At 61.3% G+C, this 15,755-nt stretch carries 13 protein-coding genes and 2 tRNA genes; 10 read left to right on the plus strand and 5 right to left on the minus strand.

Annotation, left to right across the window (positions count from 1 at the left end; genetic code table 11):
- Positions 1–73 precede the first annotated feature (73 nt).
- The 6 genes from J3T92_RS04470 to hemH all read left to right on the plus strand — a co-directional run bounded on the left by J3T92_RS04470 (position 74) and on the right by hemH (position 5,760).
- Complete coding sequence (locus tag J3T92_RS04470; protein WP_267399938.1) at positions 74–1,270, plus strand: phosphoglycerate kinase; 1,197 nt, start codon at positions 74–76, stop codon at positions 1,268–1,270.
- 90 nt (positions 1,271–1,360) lie between these two features.
- Entirely contained in the window at positions 1,361–2,143 is a 783-nt protein-coding gene (tpiA, locus tag J3T92_RS04475) for a triose-phosphate isomerase (RefSeq protein WP_024628060.1), read from the plus strand.
- 60 nt (positions 2,144–2,203) lie between these two features.
- Positions 2,204–2,452 carry a preprotein translocase subunit SecG gene (gene secG / locus J3T92_RS04480; RefSeq protein WP_267399941.1) on the plus strand — a complete coding sequence of 83 codons (249 nt, stop codon included), beginning with the start codon at positions 2,204–2,206 and terminating at the stop codon, positions 2,450–2,452.
- 232 nt (positions 2,453–2,684) lie between these two features.
- Positions 2,685–3,443: a hydrogen peroxide-dependent heme synthase gene (gene hemQ / locus J3T92_RS04485; protein ID WP_267399944.1), complete on the plus strand. Its 759-nt coding sequence runs from the start codon at positions 2,685–2,687 to the stop codon at positions 3,441–3,443.
- A gap of 54 nt (positions 3,444–3,497) precedes the next feature.
- Complete coding sequence (locus J3T92_RS04490) at positions 3,498–4,844, plus strand: MFS transporter (RefSeq protein WP_267399946.1); 1,347 nt, start codon at positions 3,498–3,500, stop codon at positions 4,842–4,844.
- Positions 4,837–5,760, plus strand: a complete 924-nt coding sequence (hemH, locus tag J3T92_RS04495; RefSeq protein WP_267399948.1) for a ferrochelatase — start codon at positions 4,837–4,839, stop codon at positions 5,758–5,760. Before J3T92_RS04490 ends, hemH begins: the two co-directional genes overlap by 8 nt.
- A 118-nt stretch (positions 5,761–5,878) precedes the next feature.
- Here the strand turns inward: hemH and tal are convergent, their stop codons facing one another.
- Entirely contained in the window at positions 5,879–6,988 is a 1,110-nt protein-coding gene (tal, locus tag J3T92_RS04500; protein WP_267399950.1) for a transaldolase, read from the minus strand.
- Between the two features lie 156 nt (positions 6,989–7,144).
- Positions 7,145–9,247: a transketolase gene (gene tkt / locus J3T92_RS04505; RefSeq protein ID WP_267399952.1), complete on the minus strand. Its 2,103-nt coding sequence runs from the start codon at positions 9,245–9,247 to the stop codon at positions 7,145–7,147.
- A gap of 184 nt (positions 9,248–9,431) precedes the next feature.
- Between tkt and hrcA the strand changes: the two genes are divergently transcribed.
- Both hrcA and dnaJ read left to right on the plus strand, forming a co-directional pair.
- Entirely contained in the window at positions 9,432–10,505 is a 1,074-nt protein-coding gene (gene hrcA / locus J3T92_RS04510; RefSeq protein WP_267400256.1) for a heat-inducible transcriptional repressor HrcA, read from the plus strand.
- An 84-nt stretch (positions 10,506–10,589) separates the two neighbouring features.
- On the plus strand, positions 10,590–11,726 hold the full coding sequence (gene dnaJ, locus J3T92_RS04515) for a molecular chaperone DnaJ (protein ID WP_267399954.1): 1,137 nt from the start codon (positions 10,590–10,592) through the stop codon (positions 11,724–11,726).
- A 1-nt stretch (position 11,727) separates the two neighbouring features.
- On the opposite strand, the gene J3T92_RS04520 is transcribed toward dnaJ, so the two are convergent.
- On the minus strand, positions 11,728–12,522 hold the full coding sequence (locus J3T92_RS04520) for a fructosamine kinase family protein (RefSeq protein ID WP_267399956.1): 795 nt from the start codon (positions 12,520–12,522) through the stop codon (positions 11,728–11,730).
- A gap of 145 nt (positions 12,523–12,667) precedes the next feature.
- Between J3T92_RS04520 and J3T92_RS04525 the strand changes: the two genes are divergently transcribed.
- Entirely contained in the window at positions 12,668–13,543 is an 876-nt protein-coding gene (locus tag J3T92_RS04525; RefSeq protein WP_220235834.1) for an undecaprenyl-diphosphate phosphatase, read from the plus strand.
- Between the two features lie 731 nt (positions 13,544–14,274).
- Positions 14,275–14,928 (plus strand): helix-turn-helix transcriptional regulator, encoded by a 654-nt coding sequence (locus tag J3T92_RS04530; RefSeq protein ID WP_267399957.1) that lies wholly within the window; start codon positions 14,275–14,277, stop codon positions 14,926–14,928.
- 651 nt (positions 14,929–15,579) lie between these two features.
- Here J3T92_RS04530 and J3T92_RS04535 read toward each other — a convergent pair.
- Positions 15,580–15,652, minus strand: a tRNA-Val gene (locus J3T92_RS04535).
- A 31-nt stretch (positions 15,653–15,683) separates the two neighbouring features.
- Positions 15,684–15,755: transfer RNA gene (locus tag J3T92_RS04540), tRNA-Val, on the minus strand.

A 15,755-nucleotide genomic window follows, 5' to 3' on the forward strand; every position in this document is an offset into this window, starting at 1 on the left:
TCACACAGGTCGGTCTGCCTGAGTACCATGGCAGGGGAGCGGGCGCATTGACCCGCGGTCAGAAAGGATACGCATGAAAACACTGAATAGCCTCGGTGATCTCAAGGGCAAGCGCGTGCTCGTCCGCGCGGACTTTAACGTGCCGCTGGACGGCACCACCATTACGGACGACGGCCGCATCCGCGCCGCCTTGCCAACAATCAAGCAGCTTCGTGACCAGGGCGCCAAGGTTATCCTCATGGCCCACCTGGGTCGACCCAAGGGCAAGGTCGTTCCCGAGCTGAGCCTGGCCCCCGTGGCCGCTCGCCTCAGCGAGCTGCTGGGCGTGCAGGTTCCTCTGGCTGAGGACACCTATGGCCCAGATGCCCATGCCAAGGTGGCCGCCATGAACGACGGCGACGTGGTTCTGCTGCAGAACGTGCGCTACAACCCCGAGGAGACCAGCAAGGACGAGGCCGAGCGTGACGCCTACGCCCGCAAGATCGCCGACCTGGGCGACGTCTTCGTCTCAGACGGCTTCGGTGTAGTCCACCGCGCCCAGGGCTCAAACTACTCCGTGGCCAAGTTCCTGCCCTCCGCAGCAGGCCTGCTGGTCGAGAAGGAAGTCAAGGCACTATCCAAGGCGACCGAGAATCCCGACCGGCCCTTCACTGTGGTCTTGGGCGGCTCCAAGGTCTCTGACAAGCTGGGCGTCATCGAGAACCTGCTCAGCAAGGCCGACCGTCTGGTCATCGGTGGCGGCATGGTCTTCACCTTCCTCAAGGCTGAGGGTTATGAGGTGGGCTCCTCCCTGCTGGAAGAGGATCAGGTCGACACTGTCAAGGGCTACATTGCCACTGCACGCGAGAAAGGCGTGGAGCTCGTCCTGCCCACCGACATCGTGGTGGCTGACGAGTTCAAGGCGGATTCACCCCACCAGGTGGTTCCCGCCGATGGCATCCCTGCAGACAAGATGGGTCTGGACATCGGCCCTGACTCCCAGAAGCTCTTCCATGACAAGATCGTGGACTCCAAGACCGTGGTCTGGAATGGACCCATGGGCGTCTTCGAGTTCCCGGCATTCGCCGATGGCACCCGGGCTGTGGCCCAGGGCCTGGTCGATGCCACTAAGGCTGGAGCCTTCACCATCGTCGGTGGCGGCGACTCTGCCTCGGCCGTGCGCAACCTCGGCTTCCCTGAGGACGGCTTCTCGCACATTTCCACCGGTGGCGGTGCCTCGCTGGAGTTCCTTGAGGGCAAGGAGCTTCCGGGTCTGAAGGTGCTGGAGTAAAATCGGCAGACAGGCGGGCAATGCCGGGTCACCGGGTTTCGCATCCGGCGGCCCGGCATTGCTGTTGGTACGCGGATGGAAAGGTCTGGTATGGCACGCATTCCCCTGGTGGCCGGCAATTGGAAGATGAATTTCGACCACCTGGAAGCCACCTATTTCGTGCAGAAGCTGGCCTGGCTCCTGCGCGACGCCCACTTCGACCGCAGGCGTTGCCAGGTGGCGCTGATGCCCGCCTTCACTGCCCTGCGCTCCGTCCAGGTGCTGGTGGAGGCCGACAACCTGCCCATCGAGTATGGGGCGCAGGCCGTCTCCGTCACCGCCCAGGGAGCCTTCACCGGGGATGTGTCCGCTGACATGCTGGCCCAGCTGGGCTGCAGCTACGTCATTGTGGGCCACTCCGAGCGACGCAAGTACCATCCCGAGGACGACGCCAACATCGTCGACCAGGTCCGTGCCGTCCTGGCTGCGGGCATGAAGCCCATCCTCTGCGTGGGGGAGAGCTACGAGGAGCGCCGCCAGGGCATCCAACTGGACTTCGCCGTGGGCCAGGTCAACGACGTCACCCGGGACCTGGCCAAGGAGGACATGGAAAACCTGATTGTGGCCTACGAACCGGTCTGGGCCATCGGCACCGGCATGGTGGCCACCCCGGACACCGCCCAACAGGCCGCCCGGGCCATCCGCGACCACATCTCAGGCAAGTTCGGAGAGCCTGCCGGCCAGGCCGTGCGCATCCTCTACGGTGGCTCGGTCACTTCCAAGAATGCCTCCCAGATGATCACCCAGCCGGACGTGGACGGCTTTCTGGTGGGCGGCGCCTCCCTGGACGTGGAGGAGTTCGCGCGGATCGTGCGACTGGCTGCCAAGGGTTGATGCGTTTTTCCCCGGGTATCTGTATACTTGTTCCCAGTTCCTTACATGGAGGTATGTGCCGTGACCATTGTCAAGATTGTGCTCGAAGTCGTTGTGATCCTCGCCAGCATACTGCTGACCATGCTGATTCTGCTGCACAAGGGCAAGGGCGGCGGCCTGTCCGATATGTTCGGCGGCGGAATCGGCTCCAACGCCGGCACCTCAGGTGCAGCCGAGAGGAACCTGAACCGGCTGACCATCATCGTGGCCCTAATCTGGGTGGCCATCATCATCGCCTTGGATCTCATTACCAAGTACAAGCTGGCCTGATTCCATCAGACAATACCTAAAATATTTGACCCCGGCATTGACCGGGGTTTTTGCATATCTGGACGACTTTAGTGCGGGCTCCTAGTCCTTGACTATTACCACAATATGTCATTCACAATGCACCGATAATCCAACGATTCAGCCGCCTGACGGATAGATTAGAGAATGGTGTGCCCGACGAGCGGCGCATCACACAATGTCGTGCAAGCTAAGCAAGCGAAAGGAAGTGCTCATGGCTGAGCAAGCTGCACCGAGCCTGGAGGGCTGGTTCTGCCTCCACCTCTTCTGGAAGATTGATTGGGCCAAGTGGCGCAGAGCGCCGCAGGACGAGCGCCGAGAATGCCTGGATCAATTCAAGGCCCTTGCCGCACAGCTGGACGCGGTCCAGTCCCAGGGCAAGGGAAGCCACTACTGGTGTCAAGTCAATGGGCAAAAGGCCGACCTGGGCCTGATGGTCCTCAGGGAGACCCTGGAACAGTTGCAGGAGGTCGAAACCTCCCTGGAGAAGCTGCGCTTCTCCGATTATCTGGAGCCGACCATCTCCTATGTGTCGGTCACCGAGGTGGGCCTCTACTCGGGCAAGCCGACCACTGACCGCGGTTGGTCCTACGTCGACGCCAGCCTGCATCCCAAGACGCCCGACAAGCCCTACATTTGCTTCTACCCCATGTCGAAGACCCGCGTCCCCGGCGCCAACTGGTACACGCTGCCCTACGACCAGCGCAAGGCCTATATGCACGACCACGGCAAGATCGGCCGTTCCTACGCCGGGAAGGTCTCCATCATCCTGACAGGTTCCATTGGTCTGGACGACTACGAGTGGGGCGTTACCTTGTTCGCCGACGACCCCATCGAGTTCAAGAAGATCGTCACCGAGATGCGCTACATCGAAGCCAGCTCCATCTATGGCGAATTCCCCTACTTCCTGGTAGGCACCCAGACCGATCCTGAGCGCATTGACAGGCTGCTCACGGACCAGATGGGACAGTAGCACATGACGACAAGAGAGGGAAGATCAATCCTCGCCACGCCCTTATGGTTCTTCATGGTCATCGTTTTCATCACCCAGCTGGATGGGGGAGCGGTGCCGACCATGATGCCGTCCATCACACGGACCTTCGGCCTGACCACCATCGGCTCCTCCTGGGTGGTTGGCCTGTACACCCTGGGCCTGGTGGTGGGCACTCCCATCACATCCAACCTCTCCGATGCCCACGGGACCAGGAAGGTCTTCCTCTGGGAGCTGGCCTTCTGGTTCCTTGGATGTCTGATGACGGCGGTCTCACCCAACTATGCAGTCATGCTGCTGGGCCGGTTCATCCAGTCTCTGGGAGACAGCGGCATCATGGTCCTGTCCATGAACGTCCTTCTGCAGCGCGCCCGGAGGAACAGCCAAGGCAGGAAGGTTTCCACGGTGGGCATCATCGCCGGCCTTTCCGCCATGGTCAGCCCGGTCCTTTCGGGCATGCTCCTGGGCATCACCCACGGATGGCGTGCCTACTACTTCATGATGCTGCCCTTTTTAGCCATTTTGTTCATACTGGCCTGGTTCATGATGGGCGATTCCCAGACCGACCGCGCCTGGAAGACCGACTACCTGGGCCTGGGCTCCTTCAGCGTAGCTCTGGCCCTGCTGATGGTAGCAATCACCTTCCTCCAGTACGGAACCACCTACCTGCTCCTGATCATCGGATGCCTCCTGGTCGCAGTGATGGCCGGCGCGGTATTCCTGTTGCATGAGCGTAATCTGGGCGGCTCAAGCGAGACCATGCCCTTCCTGCCCATCCGCCTGCTGAAGCTGCCCTCCTATGGGCTCACCCTGCTGCTGGGAATGCTGGGAGGCATGTTCTTCTCCCTCTTCGTATACATTCCAACCTATGTCCATTCAGTCTTCGGGCTCCCGGTCCGTTCGGCCGGCATGGTCATGGTTGGCGTCGGGCTCGGTTCTGTGGTCGGGTCCTGGCTGGGCGGGCTGCTGGTCGACAAGTTCGGCTACCGGACCACGCTTGTCTTCTCATCGTCTTTGATAGGCCTGATGGCCCTGATGATCACCCTGACCCTGCACAATCTGCAGCTCTTCATGCTGCTGTCTTTCCTGATGGGGGTCGGCATGGGCTCGATGATGTCCTCGCCGCTCCAGGTGATCGCCGGAAGGCTGGCCGGGCCCGAAAACCGTATGCAGGCCATAGGCGGGCTGTCCGCTTGTAAGAAAATCGGCACCACCATCGCCCCCCTGCTCTTCGCCTCGGCCATTGAACTGGGCAAGGTGGGCGGACAGGCTGGACTGGCCTCTTACAGGAACATGTTCCTGGTGGTCATCGTCATAGCCCTGGTCAATATCGGCCTGGCATACTGCATTCCATTTTCACAGAAAGAAGTTGCTGATGACTGAATCTACAGCTGTCCTCCTCATGGCGTACGGCACCCCCTACCAGGAGTCCGACATAAAGGGGTACTACACCAACATCCGCCACGGGCAGGAGCCGCCCAAGCCGCTCATGGACCAGCTGGTCGGCCGCTACAAGGCCATCGGTCTGCCCTCGCCCCTGGCCAGGATCACCACGGCCCAGCGCGACGGTCTTCAGGCTGCGCTGGACAAGGCCCATCCCGGCGCCTACAAGGTCTACGAAGGTTTGAAATACATCGCCCCCTTCATCAAGGATGCGGTCGACCAGATTGCCGCCGATGGCATCACCAGGGTTATTGGCCTGCCCCTTGCCCCGCAATACTCCTCATATTCGAGCGAGGACTACCACAACCGTGCCAGCAGGGCCATCGAGTCCCATCCGGGCATAGGATACCTGCCGGTGCGGTCCTGGTGGAACCACCAGGCACTGATCCGCTTCTGGAGCGATCAGCTGGTGGCCATGAAGGATCTGACCGACCGGCCGGACACCAAGGTGATCTTCAGCGCCCACTCACTGCCCCTGCGCATCATCCAAGGAGGGGACCCCTACAAGGATGAGGTCATCGGCCTATCCAATGCCGTGGCTCAGGCCGCCGACCTCAATGAGGACCAGTACGTGCTGGCCTGGCAGTCGGCAGGCCGCACCCAGGAGCCTTGGATCGGCCCTGATTTCGTCAATGTGGCCAAGGATCTGATTACCAAGAGCGGCATGAAGACCATCGTCTCCGCCTCCATCGGCTTCATCGCTGACAACCTGGAAATCTGTTATGACGTGGACATTGAGCTGACCAGGGCCATTGAATCAGCTGGCGGCACCCTGACCAGGTTGAACTTGCCCAACGACAGCCCCGCCCTGATTGCCGCCCTGCAGCAGGTGGTCGAAGAGACCAAGACAGAGTAGTCGTATAAGAGTAGTCGCATATCTACTTGGATTTTTGTTGAGATATCGATTGTGCCCCGCAGGTTTGAACCTGCGGGGCACAATCGATAATCGCTCGCGACGGCTGTCAGTCAGGCGCTCAGCCGTTGACGCGATCGATGCCCTTCTGTACGTCGGAGAGGACCGAATCCCAGGAGTCGATGAAGGCGGCGACGCCATCGGCCTCCAGCTTGTCGGTCACGTCCTTGATGCTGATGCCCAGGTCGGCCAGCTTCTGCATCACCTGGTGGCTCTCCTGGTAGGTGCCTTTGACCGAGGGAGCGCCATTGCCGTGATCAGCCAGAGCATTCAGGGTCTTCTCTGGCATGGTGTTGACCACGTCAGGGGCCACCAGCTCGTCCACATACTTGCAGTCGGAGTAGGCGGCGTTCTTAGTGCCGGTGGAGGCCCAGAGCGGACGCTGACGCTTGGCTCCCTTGGCTTCCAGGCCAGCCCAGCGAGGATCGTTGTCAAAAGCCCTCTCGAAGAGCTCATAAGCCAGGCGGGCATTGGCCACAGCGGCCTTGCCCTCCAGGGACTTGGCCTCGTCAGATCCGTTGGCCTCCAACAGTTTGTCAACCGCAGTATCCACGCGGGAGACGAAGAAGGAGGCCACCGAGCCCATGTGCTTCAGGTCATGGCCGTTCTTGTCAGCCTGGACCATGCCCTCTATGAAGGCATCAATGACCTGCTTGTAGCGCTCCAGGGAGAAGATCAGGGTCACGTTGACTGAGATGCCCTTGGCCAGGGTGGCGGTGATGGCGGGTAGGCCCTCTAGGGTAGCGGGAATCTTGATCATGGCGTTGGGCCGGTCGACCTTGTTCCAGAGCTCTTCGGCCTGCTTCTCGGTCTCTTCTGTGTTGTGGGCCAGACGAGGATCGACCTCGATAGAGACGCGTCCATCCACGTAATCGGTCTTCTCAGCAACCTCGCGGAAGATGTCGGTGGCGTTACGCACGTCGGTTGTGGTTAGCTCGCGGACGGCCTCCTCAACGGGTATGCGACCCAGTTGCTTGAGCTGTTCGTCATAGGGGCCCACCTGGCTCAAGGCCTTCTGGAAAATCGAGGGGTTGGTGGTCACGCCCACCACATTGCGCTCGGCGATCAGCTGCTGCAGATTGCCCGACTCGATGCGGGTGCGGCTCAGGTCGTCCAGCCAGATCGAGACACCTGAATCGCTGGTGCGCTGGGTGTTTGCATTTTCTGCCATCTTGTCACTCCTTATTTGGGTTCCCGATAGAATCACATTCACTATGCTCTACCGGGAAGTCTATTGCTGTATTCCCCCAGGCCCGCGTTTCGGACGTGTTTTGCAGGGGAGGGGGCCGGCATCGCGGACGGCCCCCGATTAATCACGATGCCGGGTTCAGCGTGCCCGACGGACTTCCTCCAGGGATGCCTGTGCTGCTTCGACCACATGATCGGCGGTGATGCCCAGGTCACGCATGTTCTCGTCGCCGCTGCCCTGCAGACCGAACTGCTCTATGGAGACGGGCTTGCCATAGCTGCCCAGGTACTTGTACCAGGGCGTGGCCAGGCCAGCTTCAACCGAGACGCGGGCCTTGACGGAGACGGGCAGAACAGCTTCCTTGTACTCGTCGTCCTGCTCCTCGAACCACTCAAGCGAGGGCACGGAAATGACACGGGCCTTGACGTCCTGCTCAGCCAGGGTCTTGGAGGCAGCTACAGCGAGCTGCACCTCGGAGCCGGTGGCCATGATCAGTACATCCGGCTGGCCCTCGGTGTCGACCAGCACATAGGCGCCCTTGCGAACGCCTTCACGGGCCTTGGCCTTGGTCTCTTTCAAGGTGGGCACGCCCTGCCTGGTGAGAATCATGGCTGTGGGGTGGGTGTTGCCCTTCTCGAAGAAGGCGCGATAAGCTTCAGCGGTCTCATACTGGTCGGCCGGGCGCACAACCTCCATCTGAGGGATGGCACGCATGACGGTCAGGTGCTCGATGGGCTGGTGGGTGGGGCCATCCTCGCCCAGGGCCACGGAGTCGTGGGTCCACACATACAAGTTGGGGATGTCCATCAGAGCCGCCAGACGCACCGAGGGGCGCTCATAGTCGCTGAACTGGAAGAAGGTCCCGTTGTAGGGCCTGGTGTCCGAACCCAACAGGATGCCGTTGGTGATGGCGCCCATGGCGAACTCGCGCACGCCAAAGTGCAGCTGGCGGCCGTACTTGCTGGCCTTGGGCCACTGAACGGTTTCGTCGGCCTCGGGAGCGAAGGAGACAGCACCGTTGATGTTGGTGTTGTTGGAGCCGCCCAGATCAGCGGATCCCCCCCAGAGCTCGGGCATGATGGGGGCCAGGGCGTTGATGACTGCGCCGGAAGCCTTGCGGGTGGCCACCTTGGAGCCGGGCTCGAAGCCAGCCTCCAGGTCGTCCAGGGCCTTGTCGAAGCCCTCGGGCAGCTTGCCGGCATGGATGCGGTCGTAGAGAGCAGCCTTGTCGGGGTTGGCCTTGCGCCAAGCCTGGAACTTCTCGTCCCAGTCCTTGTGGGCGGCCAGGCCGCGCTGAGCGACCTCGCGTGCGTGAGCCAGGGCCTCCTCGTCGATCTGGAAGCTCTGCTCAGGGTCGTAACCAAGGGTTTTCTTCAGGGCGGCGACAGCCTCGGGGCCCAGGGCAGAGCCGTGGGCTGAAGGATCGTTGGTCTTACCGGGGGTCGGCCAGGCCATCAGGGTGTCCACCTTGATGAACTTGGGCCGGTCGGTGACCTGCTCGGCCTTCTCCAGGACGGCAGCCAGGCCTTCGACGTCCTCCTTGTAGGAGCCGTCGGGCTGGATGAAGCTGAACTCGTCTGTGTACCAGCCGTAGGCCTGGTAGCGCTTGAGGATGTCCTCGCCCAGGGAGATGCGGGTGTCGCCCTCGATCTGGATGTGGTTGGCATCGAAGATGACAGTCAGGTTGCCTAGGCGCTGGTCGCCGGCCAAGGAGCTGGCCTCGGAGGAGACGCCCTCCTCGACATCGCCCTCGCCGCAGATGACCCAGACCTTATGGTCGAAGGGGGACTGCCCCTCGGGTGCGTCAGGATCCAGCAGACCACGCTCGTAACGCTGACCATAGGCGAAGCCCACAGCCGAGGCCAGACCCTGGCCCAACGGGCCGGTGGTCATCTCGATGCCGGGGGTCAGGCCGTACTCGGGGTGGCCGGGGGTCCGGGTGCCTGCGGTGCGGAAGCGCTTCAGATCGTCCAGGGTCAGTCCGTACCCGGAGAAGTAGAGCTGCACGTACTGGGTCAGCGAGGCGTGGCCGCCGGAAAGAATGAACCGATCACGCCCAACCCAGTCGGGGTCGTTGGGATCGTGACGGATGAAGTGCTGGTAGAGCGCGTAGGCGATGGGCGCCAGCGAAATAGGGGAGCCAGGGTGGCCGCTTCCGGCCTTCTCGACCGCGTCGGCCGAGAGGACCTTGGCCATCTTGACAGCCCGCTCATCGAGTTCGGACCATGTGAAATCTGCCATATGGTGCTGCTTTCCTTCCAATCTAGAGGTCTCCATGTTCGACTTGTGTCGAAAATGTTCGGTTACCTTCACAATGCGTTTCCATCGTATCGGTTTGAGACGACACAATTCGGCTCTTCGCGCGACGTTTTGGCACTCTCTTGGCCCGAGTGCTAATAATGAAACCATGACGGGAGAAGCGACATTGCCTAATACCAGACGCATGCTGGTGCTGCGGGCGGTTGTCGAGGACTACATTCGTTCTCGTGAGCCGGTGGGGTCGGGTTCGCTCACCAGAAGTCATCAGCTTGGAGTCAGCTCCGCCACCGTGCGCAACGACATGGCGGCCCTGGAGAGCGAGGGCTACCTGGTTCAGCCCCACACCTCCGCCGGCCGCATCCCCACCCAGAAGGGCTACCGTTACTTCGTCGACAGGTTGGCCACCATCGTGCCCCTGTCCTCCGCCCAGCGCCGGGGCATCAACGCTTTCCTGTCCGGGTCGGTCAACCTGGAGGACACCCTGCAGCACGCCGCCCAGCTTCTGGCTCAGATCACCGGGCAGATCGCCGTGGTGGCCTCGCCCTCCCTGGCCAGCTCAAACCTGCGCCGGGCCGAGCTTATAGGACTGAGCCGGGGGACCGTACTTATGGTGGTAATCACCGATACCGGCCGGGTGGTCCAGCGCACCCTGCACGGGCCCCTGCAGGAGGACCCGAACGCCTTGGCGGGCCTGTCCGACCAGATCAACCGGCAGTGCCAGGACCTGCCCCTGGACCGTGCAGCCGACCGCTGCCGCATACTGGCCGACTCCCTTACCGAGGGCCGCGACAAGTCCACGCTGCGCCTGGTGGCCGCGGTCTTCGACGAGATGGCCACCCGAGAGCAGACCAGTGGCCTCTACATGGCCGGCACCTCCCAGCTGACCCACAGCCAGGCCGTCTCCTTGGGGGACTTGGGCTCGCTGCTGGACGCCTTGGAGGAGCAGGTGGTGCTCATGCGGCTCATGCGGGCCCAGAGCGAGCTTTCGCGCGAGAGCAACGGGGTCAGCGTGGCAATCGGCACCGAGACCCGGACTCCCGAGCTAGTCCACGCCTCAGTAGTCACTAGTGGATACGGTCATGCCAGGTCCAGGCAGACCGACGGCTCGGAAGCCGACGAGCCAGTGGCCTTCGTAGGCTCCATCGGCCCGACCCATATGGACTATCCGGCTACCATGAGCGCGGTTCGTGCCGTGGCCTCGTATTTGACCGGTTTCCTGGCCGGCGACGGGGAGCCATGACCGTTAAGGCAGCGGCATAAGTCATAGGTATCGTGGGCCCATGCAACTATGGGTCGAGAGGGCATCAAACGAAAAGGATGATCGGTGGCAGATTACTACGAGGTTTTGGGAGTCGAGCGCGGCGCGAGCGATCAGGACATCAAGCGTGCCTATCGCAAAATGAGCCGCAAGTACCACCCGGACATCGCCGGGCCTGAATACGAGGACAAGTTCAAGGAGGTCAACAGCGCCTACGAGGTGCTCTCGGATCCTGAGAAGCGGCGCATGTACGACGCGGGCGTGGACCCCAATGACCCCCAGGCCTCCCAGGGAGCCGGCCCCTTTGACATGGGCGACGTCTTCAACCAGTTCTTCGGCGGCGGCTTCGGGGGCACGACCCAGGGGCCCATTCCGCGCACCCAACCCGGTCGGGATGCCCTGGCCCAGGTCTCTGTGGACATGAAGACCGCCATCTTCGGCGGCGTTGTACGCACCCCCATCAGCACCTATGGCCTCTGTCAGGAGTGCGGCGGATCGGGGGCCCAGAAGGGGACCTCCCCGGTGACCTGCCCTGTATGCCATGGCAAGGGCTATGCCCAGAAGGTGGTGCGGACCCTGCTGGGGCAGATGATGAGCCAGGCTCCCTGCGAGCGGTGTGAGGGCCACGGCACCGTCATCGAGCACCCCTGCCCGGTCTGCAACGGCCACGGCCGTGTACGCACCCGCCGCGAGGTGGGCGTCAACGTGCCAGCAGGCGTGGCTGACGGCTCACGCCTGCGGTTGGCCTCCCAAGGCGAGGTGGGCGAAGGCGGCGGAGCGGCCGGCGACCTGTACGTGGACATCGCCATTAAGCCCGACAAACACTACACTCGCAGTGGCCAGGACCTGCACTGCTGGATCGCCGTGCCCATGACCTGGGCCGTGCTGGGCCACCAGGTGGACCTAGAGACATTCGACGGCCAGCGCCAGGTGGAGATCCCCGTCGGCTGCCAGCCCGACCAGGAGATCACCATCAAGGGCCTGGGTGTCACCAGACTGGGCAACCGGGAGGAGCGCGGCGACATCATTGTCCACGTGCTGGTCCAGATCCCCACCAAGCTGGACGACAATCAGCGCCGCCTGATTGAGGACTTCGCCGACAGCCACGACTCCGAAGCCAAGCAGGTCCCGCAGAGCGCCAAGCCTGCCGGAGCCGGAGGCCGCAAGGGAATCTTCGGCAAGCTCAAGGACATCTTCAGCTGATTCATCCCAGCAGCGACCGGCACATGGACCGATATTCGCTCACATAGCCGCCGCCGAAGAAGGCGCAGTGCCCGGCGATGGCGTAGAGTTGCCAGAGCGTAGTCCGGTTCTGGTAGCCGGCCACCAAGGGATGCACGCTCTGGTAGCCGTCCAGAATCTGCCCTAGGTAGGGGATGCCGAACAGCTGCAGCATGGCCAAGTCTTCCTCACGATGGCCTCCGTGGGCCGCAGGGTCGATCAGGACAGCCTGTGTCTGCCCGTCTTTCCTGGCCCACATGACGTTGCCGCTCCACAGGTCCCCGTGGACCCTGGCGGGCTTGTCATTGGCGGCGGCACCCAGCAGTTCCGGCAGGGCCTGGATCACTTCTTGGGTCATCTCCATGTCCTCGCGGTTCAGCGCCCGCCGATCCATGGCCATGCCCACCATGGGCTCCAGCCGTCCCTTGGCCCAATAGGTGGCCGGGTCGTCCCAGGCGCCCACGTCCATGGGCAGTGGATCCTGCAGGGGCCCGAAGTAGCAGGTGCCCGTGTAGCCCTCGGGCGCAGAGCCAAAGTGGTCGGCCCCGGCATCATGCATATGGGCCAGCTGGGCGCCAAAGCGGTAGGCCGCGCCAGACGTGGGGGAGGCGGAGGTTACCTCCTCAATGTCCAAATAGTCCGGGCCCCAGTCGTAGACATCCACCACTCGGGGACCGCCCTGCGCCTGAGCCTGGCCCAGCCATTGCAGACCGCGCCCTTCGCACTCGAAGAATCCCGCCGGGGCCCCGCCCCTGGATTTTCTGTAGGTCTTGGCCATGATGATCCACACCCCTAATCGTCGAGTCGTCGATTCCGACAAGATCCATTGTGGGCATTCTGCGAGACATGCCCGGCCCTTGGCTCTTCCTGCCCTGCGCGGTGGCTATGCTTGCCATTGTTGTCCGACATAGCAAGAGGGGTCCATGAATTTCTTCGAAGCCATTCTGTTCGGCCTGGTGCAGGCCCTGACGGAGTATTTTCCCGTCTCATCCAGCGCCCATATCCGCATTGTGGGTGGCCTGCTGGGCCAGGACCCGGGCGCGGCCTTCACAGCCATCATCCAATTCGGCACCGAGCTGGCGGTTCTGCTCTACTTTCGGCATGACATTGTCCGCATATTGACCCACTGGTTCCGTTGCCTGGCTGGCAAGGACGGCTCCTCCTGGCGGGAGCGGATGGGCTCCAAGGACCATGACGCAGCATTGGGCTGGTACATCATCCTGGGAACCCTGCCCATCGTCGTGGCGGGACTGCTCTTCCAGAAGATAATCGAGACCAAGCTGCGTAATCTATGGATTACCGTGGTGGTACTGATCGTCTTTGGCCTGCTGCTGGACTACTTCGACCGCCATGGCCGTCAGACCAAGGAGATCCGGCAGATGAACGCCCGTGACGCCCTGCTCTTCGGCATCGGGCAAATGCTGGCCCTGATCCCCGGCGTATCCCGTTCGGGCGGCACCATGACCTTCGGCCGCGGCTTGGGCTATACCCGCGAGGCCGCAACCCGGGTCAGCTTCCTCATGGCCATTCCCGCCGTCTTCGGCGCCGGAATCCTAGAGACGGTCAAGTCCTTGAAAAACATCAATGCAGATGCTGCTTTCCCCGGCTGGGGGGCCACCATCTGCGCCACCGTGGTCAGCTTTCTGTTGGGCTACATCGTTATCATCGCCTTTTTGAAGATCGTTTCACGCTTCTCCTACCGGGGATTTGTCATCTACCGAATCGGCCTGGCAATCTTCGTGGCCATCATGCTCATGGTCGGCGCCCTGCCTGCCGTGGGCGGCGTTGCAGCCAGCTGACCCCCTGATGAAGAACTTCGTCGAGGATCAGACGATCCCAATGTCGCGTGACAGCATTCTTTCATGTACTGCCCTGGTTTCGCGGCAGTGGAGTCAGCACACAGACCTGCATGCATTGCGCGGCCAACGGGGGATCCCGATTTTTTCTGGGAGATTTGCAACGGTTGTGCCATATAGGTTTGGCCTGTAATAGCTCATGACGGCACTAGTGCTGATGCCCCTCCTCATAGTAAATGGCAAACAAGGCCATGCGGCCATCCAGGGCATGGCAGACTTCAGGGCCTTCAGACATCGACACACGTGATCAGGCTCACATTGAGTTCACATCCTGCCTGAAATCCATAACGAGGACCAGCAATCAGCTTCCGGAATCATTGACTTTCCCGGGATTTTTGGGAATCTGTACTTACTCCACATGCCCGATTCAGGAATATCGGTCATAAAAGGCACCCGCCCCGGACGATCAGCCGGGCAGCAAAAGCAGCTTTTAACCATCATCTTGCGTTAACATGAAAATCCCTCGGCGCTTGGTTACCCCCGTGGATCAGCTGGGCCATGGACGGCGGACCGGGAACCGAAGGGCAAAAGAGAAGGTCTAGTATACGGAACTAGAGGAAGCCGTCTGGCAGGTATAGAAGTAATGGAACATATCACTCCCTCCCAAGCCTTTCGCTTCCCGCAGCACCAACCGGCGGCCGCAAACCGCCCTGTTAGGATGTTGAGGATCAGCCATGCATTTCACAGTTGACAACCTTGAAGAGATTTTTCCCCTTGCAGAATTCATGGCCGATTCCTTCGGCCCCATGGCCGAGATCGCCGTGCATGACATCACTCGCCTCGAGAATACCATAGTGTTTATTCGCAATGGTCAGCTTTCCGGACGCACTCTGGGCGACACCGTGACCAACCAGACCCGCCAACTGGCCATGCGGGCCGAACGCGATGGGGCCGACTTCGTCTCCGACTACCGCGGGCGCCGCCTGAACATGCACGAGTTCCGCGTCTCCTCATACCTGATACACGACAGGCAGCAAACCGTCATCGGCCTGCTCTGCATCAGCATCAACATCACCGAGCTGCAGCAGGCGGCCCATGTGCTGCAGACTCTGACCGAAACCGACTCCGACGATGTGCAGATCTCCACAGAGGCCTCCCGCAGCCACATGACTGAAGAGCCTCAGGAGAACATCCGTAGGATCACCAGGGAGGCGGTCCGCCAGTTCAACATTCCCATGGATAAGCTGACCAAACAGGACAGGCTGAACATCATCAGCGACATCAAGGACCGGGGCATTTTCCTGATCAAGGGCGCGGTAGGAATTGTGGCACCCGAGCTCAGAATATCCATTCCCACTCTCTACCGGTACCTGCAGGCCCTGAAATAGGGACCAAAACAGCTAATAAGTAAAACCCCCGGCGGCAGGAGAGGGGGGTATAATTCTGCGCCGCCGGGGGAGCTTTACAACACGGCCGCCGTGAATTGCACGACAACCGGAACGCGACCCTACACGCGGGCCACGCAAGTATCACATAGGTAGAACAAAGAGTCCACGGTTTCCTCAAGCTGTGGGGGGAATGGCAGATTCAGCCACGGCAACAACTTGCCCTCATAGGCCCCGGCTTTTCTGCATGTTATCACCTCGTTAAGGACACATCGGGTTACTCCTGTTTCTGGCGGGTCCCCCGACCTGCAGATAAGAGTAAATTATCACAAAGCCACGGACATGCCAAGCGTTCGGTTCAAAGTCTGACCCTAATACGAATGACGTCCATCGGCCGAACTCGCAGCAGGCAGGAAATAGAGCGCACGATCTGGTTCAAACAGGGGAATATCGGATGTCCGTCGATGGGAGACGCCCAAGACAGGAGGCCAAAGCCTTGCCGCGGCATTGAGAAAACCGGTTTGAACCACCACAAATAAATTATTACCAAAAAGCCCATGACCAGAAGAGCCCGATAGGACAAAAAGCGGATCAAACTTCCCTGCCTGCTAATGGATTTTCAGAGAGAAGACGGAGAAAGACTATGCATCCAGGTGGGCGATGCAGGAATCGAACCTGCGACCCCTTCGGTGTGAACGAAGTGCGCTAGCCGCTGCGCCAATCGCCCGGATTGGGAAAGACCACCGAAGTGATCCTCGTGGGCGATACTGGATTCGAACCAGTGACCCCTTCCGTGTCAGGGAAGTGCGCTACCTCTGCGCCAACCGCCC

This window comes from Bifidobacterium sp. B4081 (assembly GCF_026537335.1).
GTDB lineage: Bacteria > Actinomycetota > Actinomycetes > Actinomycetales > Bifidobacteriaceae > Bombiscardovia.

What these genes read in the sequence shown, in the direction of transcription:
- J3T92_RS04525 (WP_220235834.1), top strand. Translation starts at nt 12,668, where the DNA reads ATGAATTTCTTCGAAGCCATTCTGTTCGGCCTGGTGCAGGCCCTGACG.
- J3T92_RS04490 (WP_267399946.1), top strand. Translation starts at nt 3,498, where the DNA reads ATGGTCATCGTTTTCATCACCCAGCTGGATGGGGGAGCGGTGCCGACC.
- tpiA (WP_024628060.1), top strand. Translation starts at nt 1,361, where the DNA reads ATGGCACGCATTCCCCTGGTGGCCGGCAATTGGAAGATGAATTTCGAC.
- J3T92_RS04530 (WP_267399957.1), top strand. Translation starts at nt 14,275, where the DNA reads ATGCATTTCACAGTTGACAACCTTGAAGAGATTTTTCCCCTTGCAGAA.
- J3T92_RS04520 (WP_267399956.1), bottom strand. Translation starts at nt 12,522, where the DNA reads ATGGCCAAGACCTACAGAAAATCCAGGGGCGGGGCCCCGGCGGGATTC.
- hemH (WP_267399948.1), top strand. Translation starts at nt 4,837, where the DNA reads ATGACTGAATCTACAGCTGTCCTCCTCATGGCGTACGGCACCCCCTAC.
- hemQ (WP_267399944.1), top strand. Translation starts at nt 2,685, where the DNA reads ATGGCTGAGCAAGCTGCACCGAGCCTGGAGGGCTGGTTCTGCCTCCAC.
- tal (WP_267399950.1), bottom strand. Translation starts at nt 6,988, where the DNA reads ATGGCAGAAAATGCAAACACCCAGCGCACCAGCGATTCAGGTGTCTCG.
- tkt (WP_267399952.1), bottom strand. Translation starts at nt 9,247, where the DNA reads ATGGCAGATTTCACATGGTCCGAACTCGATGAGCGGGCTGTCAAGATG.
- J3T92_RS04470 (WP_267399938.1), top strand. Translation starts at nt 74, where the DNA reads ATGAAAACACTGAATAGCCTCGGTGATCTCAAGGGCAAGCGCGTGCTC.